This window comes from Phycicoccus sp. DTK01 (genome assembly GCF_017312765.1).
GTDB classification, from domain to species: Bacteria; Actinomycetota; Actinomycetes; order Actinomycetales; family Dermatophilaceae; genus Phycicoccus; species Phycicoccus jejuensis.
In genome coordinates this window covers 779,121-799,662 of sequence record NZ_BOPU01000002.1, presented here as the reverse complement: position 1 = coordinate 799,662, position 20,542 = coordinate 779,121, and the positions used below count along the sequence as shown (strand labels likewise).

At 74.5% G+C, this 20,542-nt stretch carries 11 protein-coding genes and 1 tRNA gene; 5 read left to right on the top strand and 7 right to left on the bottom strand.

Features of this window, described 5'->3' with window-relative positions:
- Window positions 1–549 (bottom strand): DUF222 domain-containing protein (locus J3473_RS07515; RefSeq protein ID WP_207022531.1); only part of this gene is annotated, 549 nt, incomplete at its 3' end.
- A gap of 150 nt (window positions 550–699) precedes the next feature.
- Window positions 700–6,225 (bottom strand): carboxyl transferase domain-containing protein, encoded by a 5,526-nt coding sequence (locus tag J3473_RS07510; RefSeq protein ID WP_207022530.1) that lies wholly within the window; start codon window positions 6,223–6,225, stop codon window positions 700–702.
- 108 nt (window positions 6,226–6,333) lie between these two features.
- On the opposite strand from J3473_RS07510, the gene J3473_RS07505 reads away from it, so the two are divergent.
- Entirely contained in the window at window positions 6,334–7,887 is a 1,554-nt protein-coding gene (locus J3473_RS07505; protein ID WP_207022529.1) for a carboxypeptidase-like regulatory domain-containing protein, read from the top strand.
- A 15-nt stretch (window positions 7,888–7,902) separates the two neighbouring features.
- Here the strand turns inward: J3473_RS07505 and J3473_RS07500 are convergent, their stop codons facing one another.
- Together J3473_RS07500 and J3473_RS07495 are read right to left on the bottom strand one after the other, a co-directional pair.
- Window positions 7,903–9,129, bottom strand: a complete 1,227-nt coding sequence (locus J3473_RS07500; protein ID WP_051750115.1) for an AI-2E family transporter — start codon at window positions 9,127–9,129, stop codon at window positions 7,903–7,905.
- 108 nt (window positions 9,130–9,237) lie between these two features.
- Window positions 9,238–9,321 (bottom strand) — tRNA-Tyr (locus tag J3473_RS07495).
- Window positions 9,322–9,386: 65 nt separating this feature from the next.
- Here J3473_RS07495 and J3473_RS07490 point away from each other — a divergent pair.
- The gene (locus tag J3473_RS07490; RefSeq protein ID WP_030526761.1) at window positions 9,387–9,881 is read left to right on the top strand and encodes a YajQ family cyclic di-GMP-binding protein; all 495 of its coding nucleotides are present in this window, start codon (window positions 9,387–9,389) and stop codon (window positions 9,879–9,881) included.
- A gap of 2 nt (window positions 9,882–9,883) precedes the next feature.
- Here J3473_RS07490 and J3473_RS07485 read toward each other — a convergent pair whose 3' ends face one another.
- On the bottom strand, window positions 9,884–11,425 hold the full coding sequence (locus J3473_RS07485; protein WP_207022528.1) for a hypothetical protein: 1,542 nt from the start codon (window positions 11,423–11,425) through the stop codon (window positions 9,884–9,886).
- 169 nt (window positions 11,426–11,594) lie between these two features.
- Between J3473_RS07485 and J3473_RS07480 the strand changes: the two genes are divergently transcribed.
- Entirely contained in the window at window positions 11,595–12,983 is a 1,389-nt protein-coding gene (locus J3473_RS07480) for a magnesium chelatase (protein WP_030526757.1), read from the top strand.
- A complete protein-coding gene (locus J3473_RS07475) occupies window positions 12,976–15,000 on the top strand; it encodes a VWA domain-containing protein (protein ID WP_030526756.1) in 2,025 nt (674 codons plus the stop codon). The genes J3473_RS07480 and J3473_RS07475 overlap by 8 nt, the downstream gene beginning before the upstream one ends.
- A gap of 98 nt (window positions 15,001–15,098) precedes the next feature.
- Here J3473_RS07475 and J3473_RS07470 read toward each other — a convergent pair whose 3' ends face one another.
- A complete protein-coding gene (locus J3473_RS07470; RefSeq protein ID WP_242525743.1) occupies window positions 15,099–16,634 on the bottom strand; it encodes a S8 family serine peptidase in 1,536 nt (511 codons plus the stop codon).
- Window positions 16,635–16,771: 137 nt separating this feature from the next.
- Entirely contained in the window at window positions 16,772–19,255 is a 2,484-nt protein-coding gene (gene pepN, locus J3473_RS07465; protein ID WP_207022527.1) for an aminopeptidase N, read from the bottom strand.
- Window positions 19,256–19,380: 125 nt separating this feature from the next.
- Between pepN and J3473_RS07460 the strand changes: the two genes are divergently transcribed.
- On the top strand, window positions 19,381–20,514 hold the full coding sequence (locus tag J3473_RS07460) for an ROK family protein (protein WP_242525742.1): 1,134 nt from the start codon (window positions 19,381–19,383) through the stop codon (window positions 20,512–20,514).
- Window positions 20,515–20,542: the final 28 nt, after the last annotated feature.

Genomic DNA, 20,542 nt, shown 5'->3' with positions numbered 1-20,542 from the left:
GGCGACCTGGTCGGCCGCCACCCGCGTCGCGACCCGCCGCGCCTCACCCGTCACGCGGGCCGGGTCCATCCCCGCCAGCCGGGGCGCGAGATCGGCATCGACCCGCCCGCAGGCCGCCACGTCAAGCCCCGCGCACGCGTCGACCACCTTCTGCACGTTCACCACGGCCACCTCGCCCGCGACGAGCAGGTCACGCACCCGCGGGAACCGCTCACCCAGCGCGGCCCCCAGTGCCGCCTTCCGGCCCGCCACCCCCTCGGTCAGCCCCGTCGCGAGCGACATCCGCGTCGACGCCATCGCGTCGACGAACCCCACCGGGTGCACCCGCTCCCACGACCCGGACCGCACCGTCGTCTCCACCCTGGCGCCCCACGCCCCCGCCACCGCCGCGGCCCCCTCGGCCGCGTTGACCACGCCCTGCAGCTGCCCCGCCAGCGCGAACGCCTCGTCCTCCGACAGCGACTGACCCGACTGCGCCAGCTCACGACCCAGCCGCGCGCACTCCTCGCGCAGCCCCGCAATGCGGCGGGAGAGGGTCTCGGTGTCCATGCCTCAGTCTATCGAACGTGAGTTCGAGAGACAAGGTCTTGGCCAGTCCTGTGGATGACGAATCGAGCTGTGCCACAGACCTCCTCGCCGTCCCGGCGCCGACATGGAAGAGCCCCGTCGCCTTGGTGACGACGGGGCTCCTCGACGACCTCAGACGGTCGGGACCTCGCCCGGCGCGAGCTCCGCCTCGAGCGCGACGATGATGCTCGGGCGCAGGTCGCGCGCCGCGATGACGGTGTCGACCGACCCGACCCGGACGGCACGGTGGATGTCGTGGACGCGGTCGAACTCGGACGCGACCTTGCCGAGCATCTCCGAGCGGACCGACTGCCGGACGGTCGCCAGCTCGCTGGCCAGCAGCGGGCGCTCCGTGGCGGACGCCTCACGCACCCGCGCCTCGAGGTCCGTGACCCGCGGGTCCGCGGCGGTCCGCGCGTCCACGTCCCGGGCGAACACCACGGCCGCGGCCGGCGCACCGCCGAGGACCGACGCGAACGACCCCTCGATGGCGAGCACCGTCATCCGCGGATTCAGCGCCTTGGAGAACACGACGAACGCGCCTCCGTGGTACCGGGACACGACGACGAAGACGATCGGGCCCTCGAAGTTGACGATGGCGCGGCCGATCTCGGCGCCGTACTCGAGCTGCAACCCGCGCATCGACTCCGGCGACCCGTCGAAGCCCGACAGGTTGGCCAGCACGACGAGCGGGCGGTTGCCCGAGGCGGCGTTGATGGCCCGGGCCGCCTTCTTCGACGAGCGCGGGAACAGCGTCCCCGCCGTGTAGGTGTCGGGGCCGTCGGTGGGGGGGAAGCCGCGACGGGCGACCGTCCGCGACTCGATCCCCAACAGCGCCACCGGAATCCCACCGATGCGCGCGTCGAACACCACGGCGGTCTCGGCGTCGGCCATGCCGGCCCAGCGCTCGAGCGTGTCGTGGTCCTGGTCGGCCACCGCCCGCATCACGGTGCGGATGTCGAACGCCTTCTTGCGGTCCGGGTTCATCGCCGACGAGAAGATGTCGCCGACGCTCGTGAACTCGCTGCCCTCCATGACGTGGGGGAAGACCGTGACGTCGCGGTCGACCGGGTCGGTCGTCGGCGCCCGTCGCGGGCCGGACTCGCCGGGAGCGGTCCACGTCGAGTCGTAGTGTGCGAGAAGGACTCCGTAGGCGTCGACGAGGTCCTTGGCCCAGTACTGCGCCTGCCCGTTGGGGCCCATGACTCGGTCGTAGCCGCCGATGCCGAAGTTGTCCTCGGCGCTGACGCCACCGGAGAAGTCGAGCGACTGCTTGCCGGTGAGCACCATGGCCGAGTCCGGCGTCATGACGAGGATGCCCTTGGTGTGCATGAGCATCGTCGCCTCGGCGTTCCAGTACGGCTGCGCCCCGACGTTGATGCCCGCGACGACGACGTTGACCTCGCCGCCGGCCTGCGTGAACTCGATGATCCGCTTGAGCGCCTTGGCGACCCAGTCCATGTTCTCGGTGCCCGAGTCCATCGAGATGCGCGCGCCGGCCGAGAGGGCGAACCACTCCACGGGCAGCCCGCGCTCCTCCGCGAGGTCGAGCGCGGCGATGACCCGCCGGCACTCCGGCTCGGCGACCGCGCCGAGGGCGCGCAGGGGGTCGCCGCAGAGCAGGACGCGGGTGACACCTTCGGGGTGCAGCGGGGTCGGCGTCGTGACGACGCCGCAGATCATCCCGGCGGTGTTCTGCCCGTACGGGCGGTCGACCGGCACCAGCGCACCGGACTCGTCGAGGTCGTACTCGACGGCCTCTCCCCCGCCGCCGGCGATCATCGACACGAGCTCGTACGGGTAGACCAGGCCGCGACGGCGCGCGCGGACCACCTTCTCGGCGTAGGAGTCCAGGGGGCGCAGCCGCTCGGTCGGCGGCTGCTCGACGGTGAACGCGACCCCCGAGCCCGGCTGGTAGGTGAACCGGGCGCAGATCGGCACCGAGTGGTCGCGCTCGGCCCCGATGGAGCCCTCGATGCGCACCTCCTCGATGCCCGCGCCGGCGGTCATCGGGGCGACCTTGCCCTGGAGGGCGGTCAGCTGGTCGAGGTCGCCCTCGACCGGCGGCCAGATGTGCAGCCAGACGTGGTTCATGTCGAGCCGGGCCCCGCCGCCCAGCGTGGCGCGGGCACGGCGGACGGCCTCGAGGCAGTTGGCCAGCGCACGCTCGACGTGCGGCAGCGCGGTGACCCTGCCCGCCTCGTCGCGCACGACGACGAGCTGACGGACCTGGGCCAGCGCGACGAGCCGCTGGTCCTGCGGGTTCTCCTTGGCGACCGCGTGCAGGAGGAGGACGTCCTCCGGCGCGTCGAGGCGGGTCAGCGCGAAGTCGCGCAGGCGCCAGACGTTGAGCCGGCGGCCGACCATCGGGTGCACGCCGCGCACGGGGTCGTCCTCGACGAGGCTGCCGTCGGGCTGCGCCCGGAAGGTGAAGTAGCCGACCTCGCGCTCGTCGTCCGGCACGACACCGACCGCCACGCGGCGGCACGCGTGCGCGAAGGCCATGGCGCCGAGGCGCTCCGCGAGCTCGGCCGACGCGGCCTCGGGGTCCGTCGGGAGCGCGGGCCAGTGGACGTAGAGGTCGACGACCGCGTCCTGGCCGTCCTCGCGCTCCGCGACGAGCCGCTCGAGCAGCGTGGCGAGGGACGAGCCGGCCGTCAGCTCGTCGACGGTCCCGACGGTGCTCACGAGGTGGGTGCCGGTGCCGTCGAGGCGGTAGTCCGCGACCGCGACCGACCGTCCCTCCTCGGCCCGCTCGCTCAGCCCGCTGAGGGCGTGCTCGCGGTAGTGGCGCTTGACGAGGACCTCGAGCATCGGCTCGCGCTCGGGCACACCCGCCCGCAGCCGCTCGCCGAGGAAGCGGACGATGCGCTCGGGGATGTCGGCCAGCGCGTCGACGCGCGCGGTGCGCTCCGGCCCGGGGGCCATCGCGTCGATCTCCTCGAGCTCGGCCCCGACGGAGCCGAGCACGCTGCGACGGTCCTCGTCGACGAGGGGCTGGTCGAACCAGCGGAAGCGGACGCTGCGCGCGAGGTCGCCGACGACCGGGAAGCGCAGCTGGGTCGCGACGACGAGGCGGTCGAGGAGGTCGTGGGCGGCCTGGCCGGCGTCGCCCTCGGGCCGCGGCTCGCCGAGCCAGCGCTGGAGGATGGAGGTCGCCATCGCCACCTCGGGGGCGGACCGCTGCTGCGAGAGGAAGATCCGGAAGACGGCGCCCTCGAGCTGCGGCGTGCGGTCCAGGCCCTCGACCTCGTGGTGGCGCAGCACGCGCTCGAGGCGGGAGACGAAGTCGGCCGGAAGGCCGCCACGCTCGGCGTCGAGGGTCTGGAGGAACGTGCGGAAGTGCTCGCGCGGGCTGTGGACCCGGTTCTCGACGTGCGCCTCCTGCCCGACGGGCCGGTTGCGCGCGAGCTCGGCGAGGTCGGCGAAGACGGTCAGGAGGTCGATCTCGTCGCGGACCACGCCCTGCCCCCCGGCGGCGAGCTCGTCGCGCGCGGTGAGGTAGCCCTCGAGCGCGGCACCCTGGTGGGCGGCGTCGAGGTCGTAGCCGAGGAGCATCGCCGAGAGGTCGGCGCGCCCGCGGTCGGCCCGGCGGCGGGCGTCCCCGTCGGTCGTGACCTCGGGGAGGTCGAGGTCGACGACCGCGCCGGCGTCGGCGACGGCCTCCTCGGCGTCGCCCGTCGGCTCGAGGCGGACCATCGGGGCACCGGTCTCGACCTGGCTGCCCGTGGCAACCATGAGGTCCTTGACGCGGGCCGCGAACGGCGCCGGCAGGACGGTCTCCATCTTCATCGACTCGAGGACGAGGACGGGCGCGCCGGCCGCGACCTCGTCACCCACCGCGACCGGGGTGGCGACGACGAGTGCCGGTGCGGGCGAGCGCAGCACGCCGCCCTCGTCGCGGCTGACGCGGTGCGTCACACCGTCGACCTCGACGAGCTGGACCGGGCCGTGGGCCGCGGTGACGAGGCGGTGCAGCCGGTCGCCGACACGCAGGCGGCTCGCGTAGTCGCCGAGGCGCTCGAGCTCGGCGTCGACCGTGTGCTCGCCCGCCGCGTCGGCGACGGTGACCCGGAAGCGCGAGGGCCCGGTGCGCAGGACGGTGACCTTGTACGCGGTGCCGCGCAGCTTGAGGTCGACGGCGCGGCCGACGTCGTGCTGCACCTGCGGGCGCCCACCACGGGCGGTCTCCAGCAGGCGGGCCCGCTCGATGGCCTCGGCGTCGAGGTAGGCCTCGATGCCCGCGGCGACGAGCGCTACCCCGGAGTGCTCGGTCGTGACGAGGCGCCCCTCGCCGCGCACGCGGTCGATCCATCCGGTGTCGGCGGTGCCGTCGACGACCTCGGGCTGGGCGAGCAGGTCGAGGATGAACGACTTGTTCGTCGCGCCGCCCTCGATGACGACCGTCGTCTCGCGCATCGCCCGGCGCAGGCGGGCCAGCGCCTGCTCGCGGTCCTGGCCGTAGGCGATGATCTTGGCGATCATCGAGTCGAAGTCGGCGGGGATCGAGTCGCCCTCGGCCACACCGGTGTCGACGCGGATGCCGGGGCCGGCCGGCAGCTCGAGGTGGACGATGCGCCCGGGGGCCGGAGCGAAGTCGCGGTCGGGGTCCTCGGCGTTGAGGCGGGCCTCGACGGCGTGGCCGAGCTCGTCGGGCCGCTCGCCCTCGAGCCGCCCCCCCTCGGCGACGTGGATCTGGAGGCGGACGAGGTCGGTGCGCGTGACGACCTCGGTGATCGGGTGCTCCACCTGCAGACGGGTGTTGACCTCGAGGAACGCGAAGAAGCGCTCGCCGGGGTGGTAGAGGAACTCGACCGTGCCGGCGCCGGCGTAGTCGACGGCCACGGCGAGCCGCTCGGCCGAGGCCTTGAGCTCGGCGACCTGGTCGGCGTCCAGCAGCGGCGAGGCCGACTCCTCGATGACCTTCTGGTTGCGCCGCTGCACCGAGCAGTCGCGCACGCCGATGGCCCACGCGGTGCCCTGCCCGTCGGCGATGACCTGCACCTCGACGTGCCGCGCCCCGGTGACGAGCTTCTCGAGGAAGACGACACCGGACCCGAACGCGCGCTCGGCCTCGTCGCGGGTGCGCTGGTAGGCGTCCTCGAGCTCGGCGTCGGAGGCGACCTTGCGGATGCCGCGACCACCACCGCCGGCGGTCGCCTTGAGCATGAGCGGGTAGCCGATGCGCCCCGCGGCCTCGACGGCCTCCTCGAGGGTGTCGACCCCGCCACGGCTCCACGGCGCGACGGGGACGCCGACCTCCTCGGCGATGAGCTTGGAGCCGATCTTGTCACCGAGGCGGCGCATGGCCTCCGGGCTCGGCCCGATGAAGGTGACGCCCAGCTCGCGGCAGAGCTCGGCGAAGGCGGGGTCCTCGGCGACGAAGCCCCAGCCGACCCAGACGGCGTCGGCGCCGGTCTCGCGCAGCGCCGTCGCGAGCTTCGCGTGGTCGAGGTAGGGGCGGCTCGACGCCGGCCCGAGGTCGTACGCGACGTCGCTCTCGCGGACGAACATCGCCGTGCGCTCGGCCTCGGTGTGCAGCGCGACGACCTCGGTGCGGGGCTCCCCCGGAGCGCGCTCGGCGTTGAGGTCGCGGACGGCGTGCACGAGCCGCATCGCGGACTCTCCACGGTTGACGACGGCGATCCGCGAGAACATGCGCCGAGCCTGCCATCCGAGCGCGGTGACTCGCGAGTAATGGACGGCGAGCACCGATGTCGGTCTCTCAGCGCGCGCCCACCCGACCCCCCGCCCTACCGTGCTCCCATGCGACGGGGTGGCACGGGCACGGCACGACGGGTCTCGACGGTGGCGGCTGCCGGAGCGCTGGCGCTCGGCGCGGGGGTCGCGCCGGCCGCGGCGGCACCGGGCGACGGCTACGCCGACTGGACGCTCGGCGGCACCGGTGGCGCGTACACCGCGAGCGCCAGCGGCCTCGCGACGGGCTTCCCGACGCCCTCCCTCACCTCGACGTCGCGCGCCACGGCGCAGGTCTTCGGCGGCGCCTCCTCCTGGCTGCCGTCGTCGTCGTCCTTCGGGACGCGCTTCGGGTCGAGCCAGGACCGCGAGTACCTGTCCCTGCGTCCCGCGGCCGACAACGTCGGCTCCCCCTCGGCGACGACGATCACCTTCGACTCCCCCACCCCCGTCGGCGGCTGGGGCCTGGCGCTCGGCGACGTCGACGCCGAGACGCTCGTCGTGACCGGCACGGACGCCGACGGCAACGCCCTGACCGGGCCCGGGCTCGGCCTCGTGTCCACCTTCAGCGCCTGCGACGCCAGCCCTCGGGCGTCGGCCTGCTCGGGGCTCACCGCCCCCTACGCCGTGCCCACGGCGACGACCGGTGCCACGTCCGTGACGCTCGCCGACCCGCTCTGCCCGACCGTCGGCGAGCGGTGCGACACGACGGGCGCTGCCGGATGGTTCTCGCCGACCGTCCCGGTGCGCTCGCTCACCGTGACCTCGACGTGGAAGCAGGGCTTCCCGACCTACCAGCTGTGGCTGGCGAGCGCCGAGCAGGCGGTGTCGGGCTCGGTCACGGCGCCCTGCACGTCCGACCGGGACGGCGTGCGGGTCGAGGCGCTGCGCCCCGACGGCTCGGTCGCGGCGTCCGACACCACCGGCACGGACGGCGCCTGGTCGCTGGGCGGGCTCCTCGGCACGGGCGACTGGCGGCTGCGGGTCGTGCCGCCGGCCGGGGCCGCCGTCGACGGCGCCGCCACGACGGCTCTCGACCTCTCGGGCGGGGACGTGACCGGCCGGACGACCGCGCTCCGTTCCCTGCGCACGGCGTCGGGGACGGTCGTCGACGCCGGCGGTGACCCCGTGGCCGGCGCCGTGGTCCGCGTGCTCGACGGCTCGACCGAGGTGGGACGCGACACCAGCGCCGCCCACGGCACGTGGTCGGTCGGCGCCCTGCCGGTCGGCGCCCTCTCCGTCGCGGTCGACGCGCCCGAGGGCTACACGGCGCCCGACCCGACCGACACCACGCTCGGCTGTGACGGCCTCGTCGTCGAGCCCCTCGTCCTCGTCGCCGCCCCGCCGTCCACCCCGACCCCCACGCCGACCGGGACGGACACCCCGACGCCGACACCCACGACCAGCCCCACCCCGTCCGGGTCCCCCACCACCGCGACCCCCTCCACCACGGTGGCACCGACGCAGGCCCCGACCACGCCGCCGCCCGCGGCGTCCGGCCCGGTCCTCGCGGCGACCGGTGCGGACCCGGCGGGCCCGCTCGCCCTCGGTGGGGCGCTGCTCGCCGCCGGCGCCGCCCTCGTCACGCTCTCGCGTCGACGCCACCGCGAGCGCGCGCACTGACGCGACCGCGCCGGGTCAGCGAGCGGCTGGGCGCTCCGGCGCGTCGGCGTCCTCGGCGGCCCGGCGGGCCTCCTCGAGGGCGGGCAGCTCGGGCTCGTCCTCCTCGGGGTCGACGCGCGGGGCGACGAGCGCGGCGACGCGCTCCTCGGTCTCGGGGGTGATCTCGTAGCGGCGCTGGTAGATCTCGAGCATGGCCATCGCGGTCGCGGCGAGCGGGACACCCATGAGCGCGCCCGAGAGCCCGAACAGCTGCGCCCCGAGCAGCGCCGCCCCGAACGACACGGCCGGGTGGACGTCGACCGCCCGGGCGGAGATGCGCGGCTCGATCGTCAGGTTCTCGACCTGCTGGTAGGCGATGCCCCACACGAGCACCCACACGCCGAGCCACGGGTCGGGCGAGGTGAGCCCGACGACCACCGGCAGCGCGATGGAGACGTACGTGCCGATGTTCGGGATGAACTGCGCGACGAGGCCGGTCCACAGGGCCAGCGGCAGCCAGTACGGCAGGTCGAGGAGGAAGAAGGCGACGCCGCTCGCGACGGCGTTGAGCGAGGCGAGGACGACGCGGGCGGCGATGTAGTTGCCGACCTTGACCTTCGCGAGGTCCCAGGCGGTGAGGAACGGCACCTGGACGCGGGGGTTCATCCGGCCGGCGAGCCACCGGCGCAGGCGGGGCATCCCGGCCGAGATGTAGAAGACGAGGAACGCGACGACGAAGATGCCGAAGAAGGCGCCGAGCAGCGCGGTGAGGAAGCCGAAGACGCCGAACGCGACGCTCTGGGCGTACCCGCTGAGGTCCGACGGGGAGATGCCGGCCTGCTCGAGGAGGTCGTCGTAGGTGTACTGCGAGCCGGTGGCGCGGTTGACCTGCTCGAGCACGTCGGAGGCGATGCCCGGCACGGCCGAGACGAGCGCGGTCAGCTGGTCGACGAGGAGGCTGCCGAAGAGCCAGAGGAAGGCCCCGATGGCCAGCAGCGCGGTGAGCATCACCGTGGCCGTCGCGGCGGCGCGCGGCATCCAGCGGGTGAGGCGCGCGACGGCCGGCTCCATCGCGAGCGCGACGAACCAGCTCATGACGACGTAGAAGACCATCGAGCTGCCGCGCCACAGGACGAACCCGAGGACCGCGACGCCGAGCAGGACGCCGACGACGGCCACGGTCCGCCGGCGGTCGGTGCGGTGGGCCGGGTCGAGGATGTCGGGGTCGGTGCCCGCCACGGCGGTGGGCGTCGTCTCGCTCATGCGCCGCAGCCTAGGGCCGACCCGCACCGCCCGCCGGGACCCGACGGGACCCGGCGGGAACGACGGAGCCCGGCCCCGGCAGGTGCCGGGACCGGGCCTCGTGAGCACTGGTGGCAGGTGAAGGATTCGAACCTTCGAAGCTTTCGCGACGGATTTACAGTCCGCTCCCATTGGCCGCTCGGGCAACCTGCCTGGTGCGCATGGAAGGATAGCAAGCCGCACCCAGCCGACCCAATCGACCCCAGGAGGGCCCCTCGATGGCCGACAGCAGCTTCGACATCGTCAGCAAGTTCGACCGCCAGGAGGTCGCGAACGCCGTCAACACCGCGGCCAAGGAGATCGCCAACCGGTACGACTTCAAGGGGGTCGGCGCGAGCGTCGAGCTCTCCGGCGACGTCATCAAGATGGAGGCCAACAGCGAGGACCGCTGCAAGGCGGTGCTCGACGTCGTCGAGACGTGGCTCGTCAAGCGCGGCGTCTCGCTCAAGCACCTCGACGTCCCCGAGGCCGGCCCGCGCCTGTCGGGCAAGGAGTACAAGCTCGACGTCGCACTCAAGGAGGGGCTCACCTCCGAGAACGCGAAGAAGATCACCAAGCTGATCCGCGACGAGGGCCCCAAGAGCGTCAAGACCCAGATCCAGGGCGACGAGGTCCGCGTCACGAGCAAGTCCCGCGACGACCTGCAGGCCGTCCAGCGCCTCCTCACCGAGGCCGACCTCGACGTCGCGCTCAGCTACACCAACCGCCGCTGACCTCAGGGGGCGACGTACGTCGGCACGCCCAGCACCTCGCCGTACCAGAGCCGGGAGGTCGGGCCGCTGCTGCGGGTCACGTACCGCCCGGGACCCTGCTCGTCGCTGAACCCGACGGCGCCGGCATCCGTCGCCGAGCCGACGTCCTCGCCCCGCTCGCCCACGAGCAGGCGCGAGGCTCGCTCCTCGACCGGATCTCCGGGGCGCAGGTAGGTGCCCGACGCGATGCTGCCGCCGAACCAGTCGCCGCCCTCCACGTGGCCGCCGGAGAAGGGGTAGGAGGCCTCGTTGAAAGCGCTCATCACCCCGTTCTGCTCGGCCCCGTCGTCGAAGGTCGTGACGGCCCCGGCCGCGGACCGGGTGCCGATCCCCTCGCCGGGGGCGCCGACGACGAGGGCCTGGGTGTCCCGGGCCTGCTTGCGCCAGCCGAGGGACCACCCGAAGTAGTCGTACGCCTCGTCGCCCCCGGGGACGGCCCGGCCGCGCCACGTGCCGCCCTGGGTCAGGGAGACGCTGCCGCGCACGGTGGCTCCGGTCACCGAGAGCGAGACCGCGCTCCCCACGTCCGGGGTCGACCCGATGTCCTCGCGCGGCACGCCGACGGTGAACGAGGTGCGCCCACCCGACGCCAGCGAGTAGCCGGTGACCGACCAGCCGAAGTTGTCCTCCTGCTCGGGCGAGCCCGGGACCCCGGCCGTGGACTGGGCGAACGTCGACCCGCTCCACCGCATGTCGCCGTCGAGGGTGAGCACGGAGACGGCGCCGGCGTCCCGCACGCTGCCGATGTCCTCCCGCGGGGTCCCGACCACCACCGTCCCGTCGCCGGCGGGGGCGAGCACCTGCCCGAAGAGGTCGCCGGACTCGGCGACCCCGGCGACGCCCGGCGTGTCCTCGGTCGCGAGCACCGCCGTGCCGGGCACGCCGCCCGGCACCGGGATCGCGACGACGCCCCCACCCGCGCGGCCGTTCGGCGCCACGGCGCCGATCGCCCCCACGACGAGGACGGGACGGGTCACCCCCGCGGTGGTCGTGTGCCGGACCATCGTCAGGCTGGCGCCGAAGCGCGAGCCGACGCCGGCCGACGACGGCGCGGAGACCACCCGGGCGTCGGCCCCGCGGTAGCCCCCCGGGCTGCCCAGGGCGATGACCACGGCCCCCGACGACCCGTGGCCCGGGACGCCGATGACGAGGTCGGCGCACCGGTCGCCGTTGAGCTCGGTGACGAGCACCGCGGCCCCGAACTGCTCGGTCGAGCTCGGCGTCCCCAGCCCGAACGTCGCCCCGGTCAGCTGCTGGCCGCCGCCGCGCGTGAAGCGGACGTCGACGCCGCCACCCTGGGGGTGGAGGGTCGGCATCCCGACGACGACCTCGGGCACGCCGTCGCCGTCGAGGTCCCCCACGGCCCGGATGTCCGTGCTGTCGCAGCCCGCGACCGCGCCGGCCCGGCCCTGGGGAGCCGCCGCCGACGCGGACGCCGCCACCGGTCCCCCCGCCGACCCCAGCAGCAGCGCCGCCGTCATCACCACTCGTGCCGTCGTGCCCATCGTGGTCCCTCCCCCGGCCACCCCGGCGGGTGGTCCTCGTGGTGCGCGCCGTCGCGCTCGACGGCACCCTAGGGCCGTCGCGACCCCCTGTCGTGCCGGGTTGCGGGATCGTGCAGGCACCCGCACCTCCGGGCTCCCGTCGTCGGCGATGCTGACGTAGCGTGAGGTGATGAGCGCCCCACCGGCCGTCAGCACCGTCGGCGAGCTGCGCGCGTCGGGCCACGAGGCCCGCGGCGTGCACGCCGAGATCCGCGAGAACCTCCTCGCCGCCCTCCGCGAGGGCCGCGACCCGTGGCCGGGGATGCACGGCTTCGGGACCACCGTCATCCCCCGGCTGGAGCGGGCACTGCTCGCCGGCCACGACGTCGTCCTCCTCGGCGAGCGCGGGCAGGGCAAGACCCGGCTGCTGCGCAGCATCGTCGGGCTGCTCGACGAGTGGACGCCCGTCATCGAGGGCTCCGAGCTCGGCGAGCACCCGTACGAGCCGATCACGGTCGAGTCGCGCCGCCGGGCCGAGGAGCTCGGGGACGCGCTGCCGGTGGCGTGGCGCCACCGCGACGAGCGCTACGCCGAGAAGCTCGCGACGCCGGACACGAGCGTCGCCGACCTCATCGGCGACGTCGACCCGATGCGCGTCGCCGAGGGCCGCCGGCTCGGCGACCCCGAGACGATCCACTTCGGGCTCATCCCGCGCAGCCACCGCGGTGTCGTCGCCATCAACGAGCTGCCCGACCTCGCCGAGCGCATCCAGGTCGCGATGCTCAACGTCATGGAGGAGCGCGACATCCAGATCCGCGGCTACGTCCTGCGGCTGCCGCTCGACGTGCTCGTCGTCGCGAGCGCGAACCCCGAGGACTACACCAACCGCGGTCGGATCATCACGCCGCTCAAGGACCGCTTCGGGGCCGAGATCCGCACCCACTACCCGCAGGAGGTCGACGACGAGGTCGCCGTGATCCGGCAGGAGGCGAGCCTCGTCGCCGAGGTCCCGGACTTCCTCGTCGAGATCGTCGCGCGCTTCACCCGCGGCCTGCGCGGGTCGAGCTCGGTCGACCAGCGCTCGGGCGTCTCGGCGCGCTTCGCCATCGCCGCGGCCGAGACCGTGGCCGCCGCGGCCCTGCACCGGGCGACGTCCCAGGGCGAGACCGAGGCCGTGGCCCGGGTCGTCGACCTCGAGGCCGCGCTCGAGGTCCTGCGCGGCAAGGTCGAGCTCGAGACCGGCGAGGAGGGGCGCGAGCGCGAGGTGCTCGGGCACCTGCTGCGCACCGCGACCGCCGAGACCGCACGCCGCCGGCTCGGGGGCATCGACCTCGCCCTGCTCGTCGAGGCCATCGAGGACGGCGCGATGGTCGCGACCGGCGAGCAGGTCACCGCACGGGCCTTCCTCGACGCGCTGCCGGTGCTCGGCGAGTCCGACGTCTACGACCAGGTCGCCGAGCGGCTGGGTGCGACGACCGAGGGCGAGCGGGCCAGCGCGATGGAGCTCGCGCTCGAGGGCCTGTACCTGGCCCGCCGCATCGGCAAGGACAGCGACGGGTCGGAGACCGTCTATGGCTGACCGGGGCGCGCGGCGCTCGCGCTTCACGCGCTACGGGGGCGGCGACCCGCTGGCCCCGCCGGTCGACCTGCGCGAGGCGCTCGACGCCATCGGCGAGGACGTCATGGCCGGCTACTCCCCCGAGCGGGCGATGCGCGAGCTGCTGCGCCAGGGCACGCGTGACCACCCCGGCCTCGACGAGCTCGCCCGCCGCGTGGCCGAGCGCCGACGGGAGCTGCTCCGGCGGCACAACCTCGACGGAACGCTCGAGGAGGTGCGCCGGCTGCTCGACGAGGCGGTCCTCGCGGAACGCAAGCAGCTGGCCCGCGACCTCGACGACGACGCGCGCTTCGCCGAGATGCGCATCGAGAACCTCTCCCCCACACCGGCGGCCGCGGTGAGCGAGCTGTCGGACTACGCGTGGCGCTCGTCAGAGGGACGCGAGAAGTACGAGCAGATCAAGGACCTGCTCGGCCGCGAGCTGCTGGACCAGCGTTTTGCCGGGATGAAGCAGGCCCTCGAGAACGCGACCGACGAGGACCGCGCCGCCGTCGAGGAGATGGTCCGCGACCTCGGCGACCTGCTCGAGGCGCACGCGCGGGGCGACGACACCGAGCAGCAGTTCCGGGACTTCATGGACAAGCACGGGGACTTCTTCCCCGAGAAGCCCGAGTCCGTCGAGGAGCTCGTCGACGCCCTCGCCGCCCGGGCCGCGGCCGCCCAGCGGATGATGGCCTCGATGTCGCCGGAGCAGCGCGCCGAGCTCATGCAGCTGTCCCAGCAGGCCTTCGGCTCACCGGGACTCATGGACCAGCTCTCGCGCCTCGACGGCCTGCTGCAGGGCCTGCGCCCCGGCGAGGACTGGGGCGGCTCCGAGCGGTTCGACGGTGAGCAGGGGCTCGGGCTCGGCGACGGCACCGGTGTCCTCCAGGACCTCGCGCAGCTCGACGCGCTCTCCGAGCAGCTCTCGCAGTCCGGCCCCGGCTCGCGGATGGACGACGTCGACCTCGACGCCCTCGCGCGCCACCTCGGGCAGGACGCCGCCGTCGACGCCCGTGCGCTCGCCGACCTCGAGAAGGCGCTGCGCGACAGCGGGATGCTGACCCGCTCGTCCGACGGCTCGCTCCGCCTCTCGCCCAAGGCGATGCGCGAGCTCGGCAAGTCCCTCCTGCGCGACGTCGCCGGCCGGTTGTCGAGCCGGGGCGGCCAGCGCGACACCCGTCAGGCCGGGGCGGCCGGTGAGCAGAGCGGCGGGACGCGCCCGTGGGAGTTCGGCGACACCGAGCCGTGGGACACGACGCGCACGATGACCAACGCCATCACCCGCACCGTCGGCGAGGGCGGCGACCCTGCGCAGGGGATGCGCCTGGACATCCGCGACGTCGAGGTGACCGAGACCGAGGCGCGCACCCGGGCCGCGGTGGCGCTGCTCGTCGACACCTCGTTTTCGATGGCGATGGACGGCCGCTGGGTGCCGATGAAGCGCACCGCGCTCGCGCTGCACCAGCTCGTCTCGACCCGCTTCCGCGGCGACGACCTCCAGCTCGTCGCGTTCGCCCGGCACGCCCGCACGATGGACATCGAGACCCTGACCGGCCTCGACGCCGAGTGGGACAAGGGGACGAACCTCCACCACGCGCTGCTGCTCGCGAACCGGCACTTCCGCCAGCACCCCGACGCGCAGCCGGTGCTGCTCGTCGTGACCGACGGCGAGCCCACCTCGCACCTCGAGCCCGGCGGGGGCGTGTTCTTCGACTACCCGCCGCACCCCCGCACCCTGGCCCTGGCCGTCCGCGAGCTCGACGCCTCGGCGCGGCTCGGGGCGCAGGTGACGTTCTTCCGCCTCGGGGAGGACCCGGGCCTCGCGCGCTTCGTCGACTCGATGGCCCGGCGCGCGCACGGGCGGGTCGTCGCCCCCGAGCTCGGCGACCTCGGGGCCGCGGTCGTCGGGTCCTACCTCGACGGGCGTGCCCCCGGGCAGGCGGCGTTCGGGTCCTACCGCGACCTCTTCGGGGGCCGCGGCTTCTGGGCCGGCTGACCCCCGACCCGACTGATTGCGCATCCGCCACCTGCGAGGGGCCCGGACGGGCCTCCTGAGGTGGCGGATGCGCAATCAGTGGTGGTGGTGGTACGGCGTCAGCTCACCGCGTCGAGGGCGTCGACCATGCCCTCGCCGAAGTAGCTGTTGTCCCTGGCCGGACCGACGCAGGGCACACCGCCGGTGGCCGCCGAGCAGGCCTTGTCGTCGGCCTGCTCGCGCAGCTTCTCGATCATCCTGGCCGGCTTCCACGAGGGGTGGGCCGACTTCATGAGGGCGAGGACGCCGGCGACGTGCGGCGACGCCATCGAGGTCCCGCTCTTGAGGCCGTACCCGTTGTCCGCGACGACGGTCGAGAGGATGCGCGAGCCCGGGGCCGCCACGTCGATGACGCCGAGACCGCGGTTGGAGAAGCTCGAGAGGCGGCTGCCCAGCGTGTCGGTCGGGAAGCGCTCGACCGACGAGACGGTCACGACCCCGTCGAGCTCGGTGGGGATGTCCTGGCACCCGCTGTTGATCGTCCGGGTGACCGCCGTGCCGTCGTTCGGGCTCGTGGTGTCCTGGAAGGAGGTCTTGTTCGCCAGGTCCTTGCCGGAGTTGCCGGCGGCGGCCGCGTGGACGACGCCCTGCTTCGTCGACCAGGCGACGGCACGGCGCACGGCCTCCTTGGCGGCGCGCTGGTCGGGCTGGTCGTCGCACCAGAACTCGAACGGGTCGACGTAGTAGCTGTTGTTCGTGACGTCCATCTTCTTCAGGCCCGCCTCGACGAAGCCGCAGACGGCGTACTCCGGGTAGATGAACCCGTCGTCGTTGACGACCTTGACCGAGGCCATCCGCACGTTCGGCGCGACGCCGACGATGCCGACGCCGTTGCGGGCGGCGGCGATGGTGCCGGCGACGTGGGTGCCGTGGTCGCTCGTCGTCGGCTCCCAGCCGGTCCTGCTCGGCCGGCCGGAGTCGCTGCAGTTGACCGAGTTCCGCACGTCGAGGTTGGCGACGAGGTCGGGGTGGTCGGCGTCGATGCCGCTGTCGAGCACCCCGACGAGGACCTTGCGCGACCCGTCGGTGATGTCGTGGGCGTGGTCGGCCTTGATCATCTGCATGTCCCACTGCTCGACCTCGCGCGGGTCGGTGGGCACCGGCCGGCTCGACCGCGACTCGACGTCGGCGGACGTCCGGGTGGCCCGTGCGCCCTCGGTGGCCCGGCCCCGCGTGGTCGACCCGGTGGCGGGAGCGACCTCGGACACCGGCACGGTGCGGGTGGCACCGACCGACTCCAGCGCCCGGCCCGCGGCCTTCGTGACGTCGGCACGGAACGCGGCCCGGTCGGAGTGCACGACGACGACGCCGATCTGCGGCCACGCCTGGACGACGACCCCGCCGGCCTTGCGCACGGCCTTGCTCAGGAGCCGGGTCTGGCCGGGGTTGGCGTGCTTGGCGTTGAGGACGTAGCTGAAGACCTCGCCGTCGGGGGTGACGATCGGTACCGGGGTCGACGGGGGCTCGGCGGTCGGCGTGGCCGGCGCGGCCGGCGCGGTCGGCGTGGCCGCGGCGGAGCCGGCGAGCAGGGCGCCGCCGATCGCCACCGCGGAGGCCGCGGCGGCGAGTCGACGGGAGTGGGTGTGACGGGTCACGGGGTGTCCTCCTGAGGGATGCCTGTGGGCTCGGACGTGCCCGGCGATCATCACCCGGCCGACGCGACCTCGCATCCCGGGAGCGCAACCACGCGGGTTCTCGGCTGTGCCACAACCCCTTCTCGCGAGCCGAGGCCTCAGGCGAAGCGGCGGTGGGACGCCAGCGCCTCGCGCAGCACGTGGTCCTCGTCGAGCAGCGCACGGGTGACGCCGGGCGAGATGTCGCGCCGGGTCAGCAGCGCGTCGGAGGCCCGGCGGGTCGCGTCCTCGACGACCCACTTGGGGTGCAGGGCGGTGGCGACCCGCGACAGCGCGTCCTCCCCCATCCGCTCGCCCATCCGCGCGAGGAGGTCGCCGACGCGGTCGACATAGGGCCGGACGAGCTCGGTGTCGGCGCCGACCCAGAACCCGCGGGCGAGCTCGAGGGCGGCGTAGTTCGACAGGTCCGGGTCGTCGGCCAGCCGCGACCACGCCCACTCCTTGGCCTCGGCGGTCGGGCGCGCGGCCCGCACGCCGAGCGCGGCCAGCCGGCCGGCGAGGGAGCGGTCCCCCTCCTCCGCCCGGGCCAAGGCGGCGTCGTCGAGGGCACCGAGGGCCGCGAGGCGGCGCAGGACGATCCAGCGGAAGTCCTCGTCGTCGGTCAGCGCGGGCGGCAGCCCCTCGCCGGCGGCCCACCGCTGCAGCCGCTCGACGTCGGAGCCGGTGCGGCCCCACACGCGGGCGGCGACGAGGGCCAGGGCGTCCCCCGACGGCCCCTCGGTGGCGGCGGCCCGGTCGGCGAGGACGTCGGCGGCGAGCGCGACCCGTTCGAGCGCCTCGGCCTGCTCCTCGGGGCGCAGGAAGAGCGGGATGACCGACGACGTCGCGGCGAGCGGGACGCGGGTGAGCACCGAGGCGTCGTCCTCACGCGGCCAGGCGCTCTCGACGAGGTCGACGACGAGCCGGGGGTCGACCTCGGCGCGGGCCATCCCCCCGAGGAGGGAGGTCCAGACGACCGCGCGCGCGAGCGGGTCGGGGACGTCGGAGAACCCGCCGAGCAGGCCGTCGAGCGTCTCCTCGTCGAGGGCGACCTCGGCCCACGTGAGGTCGGCGGCATTGGGGACGACGAGGGCGTGCGCCGGCAGCTCGCGCACGCCGTCGACGCCGGCCGTGTCGCCGTCGAGGACGACCTCGGCGCGCAGGACCTCGCGGTCCCCGTCGAAGGCCGCGACGTCGAGGGTGTGCGGCCGGTCGGCCGGACGGTCCGCCGGGGCGCGCCGGGTCAGGGTGCCGTCGCGACGCAGGGCGAGCCGGTCGGCACCGGAGGTGCGCAGCCAGGCCTGCGCCCAGCCGTCGAGGTCGCGGCCGGCGGCGCGGGCCATCGCGTCGAGGAACTCCGCGAGCTCGCCGTTGCCGAAGGCGTGACCACGCAGGTAGTCCGAGACCCCCGCGACGAACGCGTCGTCGCCGATGTGCGCGATGAGCTGGCGCAGCACCGACGCGCCCTTGGCGTACGAGATGCCGTCGAAGTTCTGCAGCGCCGAGAGCGCGTCCGGCGCAGGCGAGCCCGCGACGGGGTGGGTGCTCGGCGAGCGCTCGGCCGCGTAGCCCCAGAGCTTGCGGACGACGGCGAACTCGACCCACGCCTCGTCGGCCCCGAGCGCCTCGGTCGACGCGCGGTAGGCCATGTACTCGGCGAAGGACTCGTTGAGCCACAGGTCGTCCCACCACCGCATCGTCACGAGGTCGCCGAACCACATGTGCGCCATCTCGTGGGCGATCGTGTTGTCGCGCTCGAGGACCTGGTCCGGGGTCGCGGCGCCGCGGAAGACGTAGGTGTCGCGGAACGTCACGCAGCCCGGGTTCTCCATCGCGCCGGCGTTGAACTCCGGGACGAAGACCTGGTGGTACTCGCCGAAGGGGTACCGGATGCCGAACATGCGGTGGTAGTGGTCGAAGCAGGCGCGCGTCGTCGCGAACATCTGCTCCGCCTGCTCGCGCAGCGGCCCGGCGAGCGAGCGACGGGCGTGCAGCCCGAGCGGGATGCCGTCGTGCTCGGCGGTGACCGACTCCCACGGGCCGGCGCACACGGTGACGAAGTACGTGGCGAGCGGCTGCGTCGTCGCGAGCTCCCAGCGGCCGGCCGAGACCTGCTGCGCCGCACCGTTGCCCACGACGCTCCAGTGCTGCGGGGTCGTGACGTGCACGGTGTAGGGGACCTTGAGGTCCGGCTGGTCGAAGCACGCGAAGACGCGCGGCGCGGCGTCGAGGAAGAGGTGGCCGTAGACGTAGTCCTCGTCGTCGGCGGGGTCGGTGGAGCGGTGCAGCCCCTGGCCGTCGTGACCGTAGGCCATCGTCGCCTCGACCTCGAGGACGTTCTCGGCGGTCAGGCCGTCGAGCGGGAGGCGGCCGTCGTCGAGCGCGGCGGGGTCGAGGGCGCGGCCGTTGAGCGTCACGCCGTGGAGCTCGACCGGGCGCAGGTCGACGAACGTCGAGCCGCCGGCGTCGGCGCTCGTGAAGCGCAGGACGGTGCGGGAGCCGAAGACCTCGGCGCCGCGGTCCAGGTCGAGGTCGACCTCGACGGCGTCGACGGTGATCAGGGCGGCGCGGGCGACGGCCTCGTCGCGGGTCAGGGACGGCATGGGCCCACCCAACCAGACGCCGCGGTCGCCTCCCACCCCGGCGGCCGCCGGCGACGGACGCGCGCCGGCCACGATCCGGTCACAGCCCTTGACCAATGTTAGTTAGTACACTTTACTAACCGATCGTGAGCACCCGCCTCCGTCGCACCGGCACGACCGCCGTCCTCCCCGCGGACGGACGACGCCAGAACCTGTCGCTCGTCCTCCAGACGCTGCGCCGCCTCGGCCCGACCTCCCGCGCCCAGCTGGCCCGCGAGGTCGGCGTCACGAAGGTGACGATGTCCGACCTCGTCGCCGAGCTGATGGCCGAGGGCCGGGTGCGCGACGCCGGGACCGCCGAGCCGGGGCGTCCCGGGAAGCCCGCGACGCTCGTCGAGCTCGACCGCACGGGCATGCTCACGCTCGCCGTCGACCTCTCCGTGCCGGCCCGCCTCCAGGCCGCGGTCGTCGACGTCACCGGCGCCGTCCTGCACCGCGAGGTCCGCGAGGCCGCCGTGGACCGGGGCTCGGGTCGCGGGCTGGACCCCGCCGTCGTCGTCGACCTCGTCCGGACGGTGCTCGCCGCCACCCCAGACGCGGTCCTCGGCGTCGGGGTGGGGACGCCCGGCCTCGTCGGCCCCGACGGCACCGTGCGCACCGCCCCCAACCTCGGCTGGGCCGACGTCCGCCTGCGCGACCTCGTCGCCGAGGCCACCGGCCTGCCCGTCCTCGTGCTCAACGACTCGGTCGCGGCGACCCAGGCCGAGCTCAGCGCTTCCCCCGAGAGCCACGACATGGTCCTCGTCCAGGTCGGCCGGGGTGTCGGCTGCGGCCTCGTGAGCGGGGGGCGCGTCGTCAGCGGCGCGCACCACGCCGCCGGGGAGATCGGGCACGTCACCGTCGGCACCGACGGCGGCGAGCGCTGCTCGTGCGGCCGCGAGGGCTGCCTCGAGACGTGGCTGTCCATCCCCCGCCTGCGCGCCGCCCTGGCCGCCGGCGAGGACCCGGGCGCGGCCGAGGGCGTCGCCTCGGTCGGCGGGCACCGCCTCGCCGTCGCGCTCGCCCCGCTCGTCGCCGCGCTCGACCTCTCCGAGGTCGTGCTCGCCGGGCCCGCCGAGCTGCTCGAGCCGCTCGTCCCCGTCGTCGCCCGCAGCCTCGCCGACCGACTGCTGCCGAGCCTCGACACCCCCCTCACCGTCCGCCTCGCCACGACCCCGGAGGACATCGTCCTGCGCGGCGCTGCGGCCTCGGTCCTCTGGGACCGCCTCGGGGTCGTCTGACCCCTCCACACCACGAAAGGAACCCGAG

Bases quoted from the DNA above. Each gene is read 5' to 3' on its own strand.
- pepN (WP_207022527.1), bottom strand. From the start codon at position 19,255: ATGCCGTCCCTGACCCGCGACGAGGCCGTCGCCCGCGCCGCCCTGATC.
- J3473_RS07480 (WP_030526757.1), top strand. From the start codon at position 11,595: ATGAGCGCCCCACCGGCCGTCAGCACCGTCGGCGAGCTGCGCGCGTCG.
- J3473_RS07490 (WP_030526761.1), top strand. From the start codon at position 9,387: ATGGCCGACAGCAGCTTCGACATCGTCAGCAAGTTCGACCGCCAGGAG.
- J3473_RS07500 (WP_051750115.1), bottom strand. From the start codon at position 9,129: ATGAGCGAGACGACGCCCACCGCCGTGGCGGGCACCGACCCCGACATC.
- J3473_RS07510 (WP_207022530.1), bottom strand. From the start codon at position 6,225: ATGTTCTCGCGGATCGCCGTCGTCAACCGTGGAGAGTCCGCGATGCGG.
- J3473_RS07475 (WP_030526756.1), top strand. From the start codon at position 12,976: ATGGCTGACCGGGGCGCGCGGCGCTCGCGCTTCACGCGCTACGGGGGC.
- J3473_RS07505 (WP_207022529.1), top strand. From the start codon at position 6,334: ATGCGACGGGGTGGCACGGGCACGGCACGACGGGTCTCGACGGTGGCG.
- J3473_RS07485 (WP_207022528.1), bottom strand. From the start codon at position 11,425: ATGGGCACGACGGCACGAGTGGTGATGACGGCGGCGCTGCTGCTGGGG.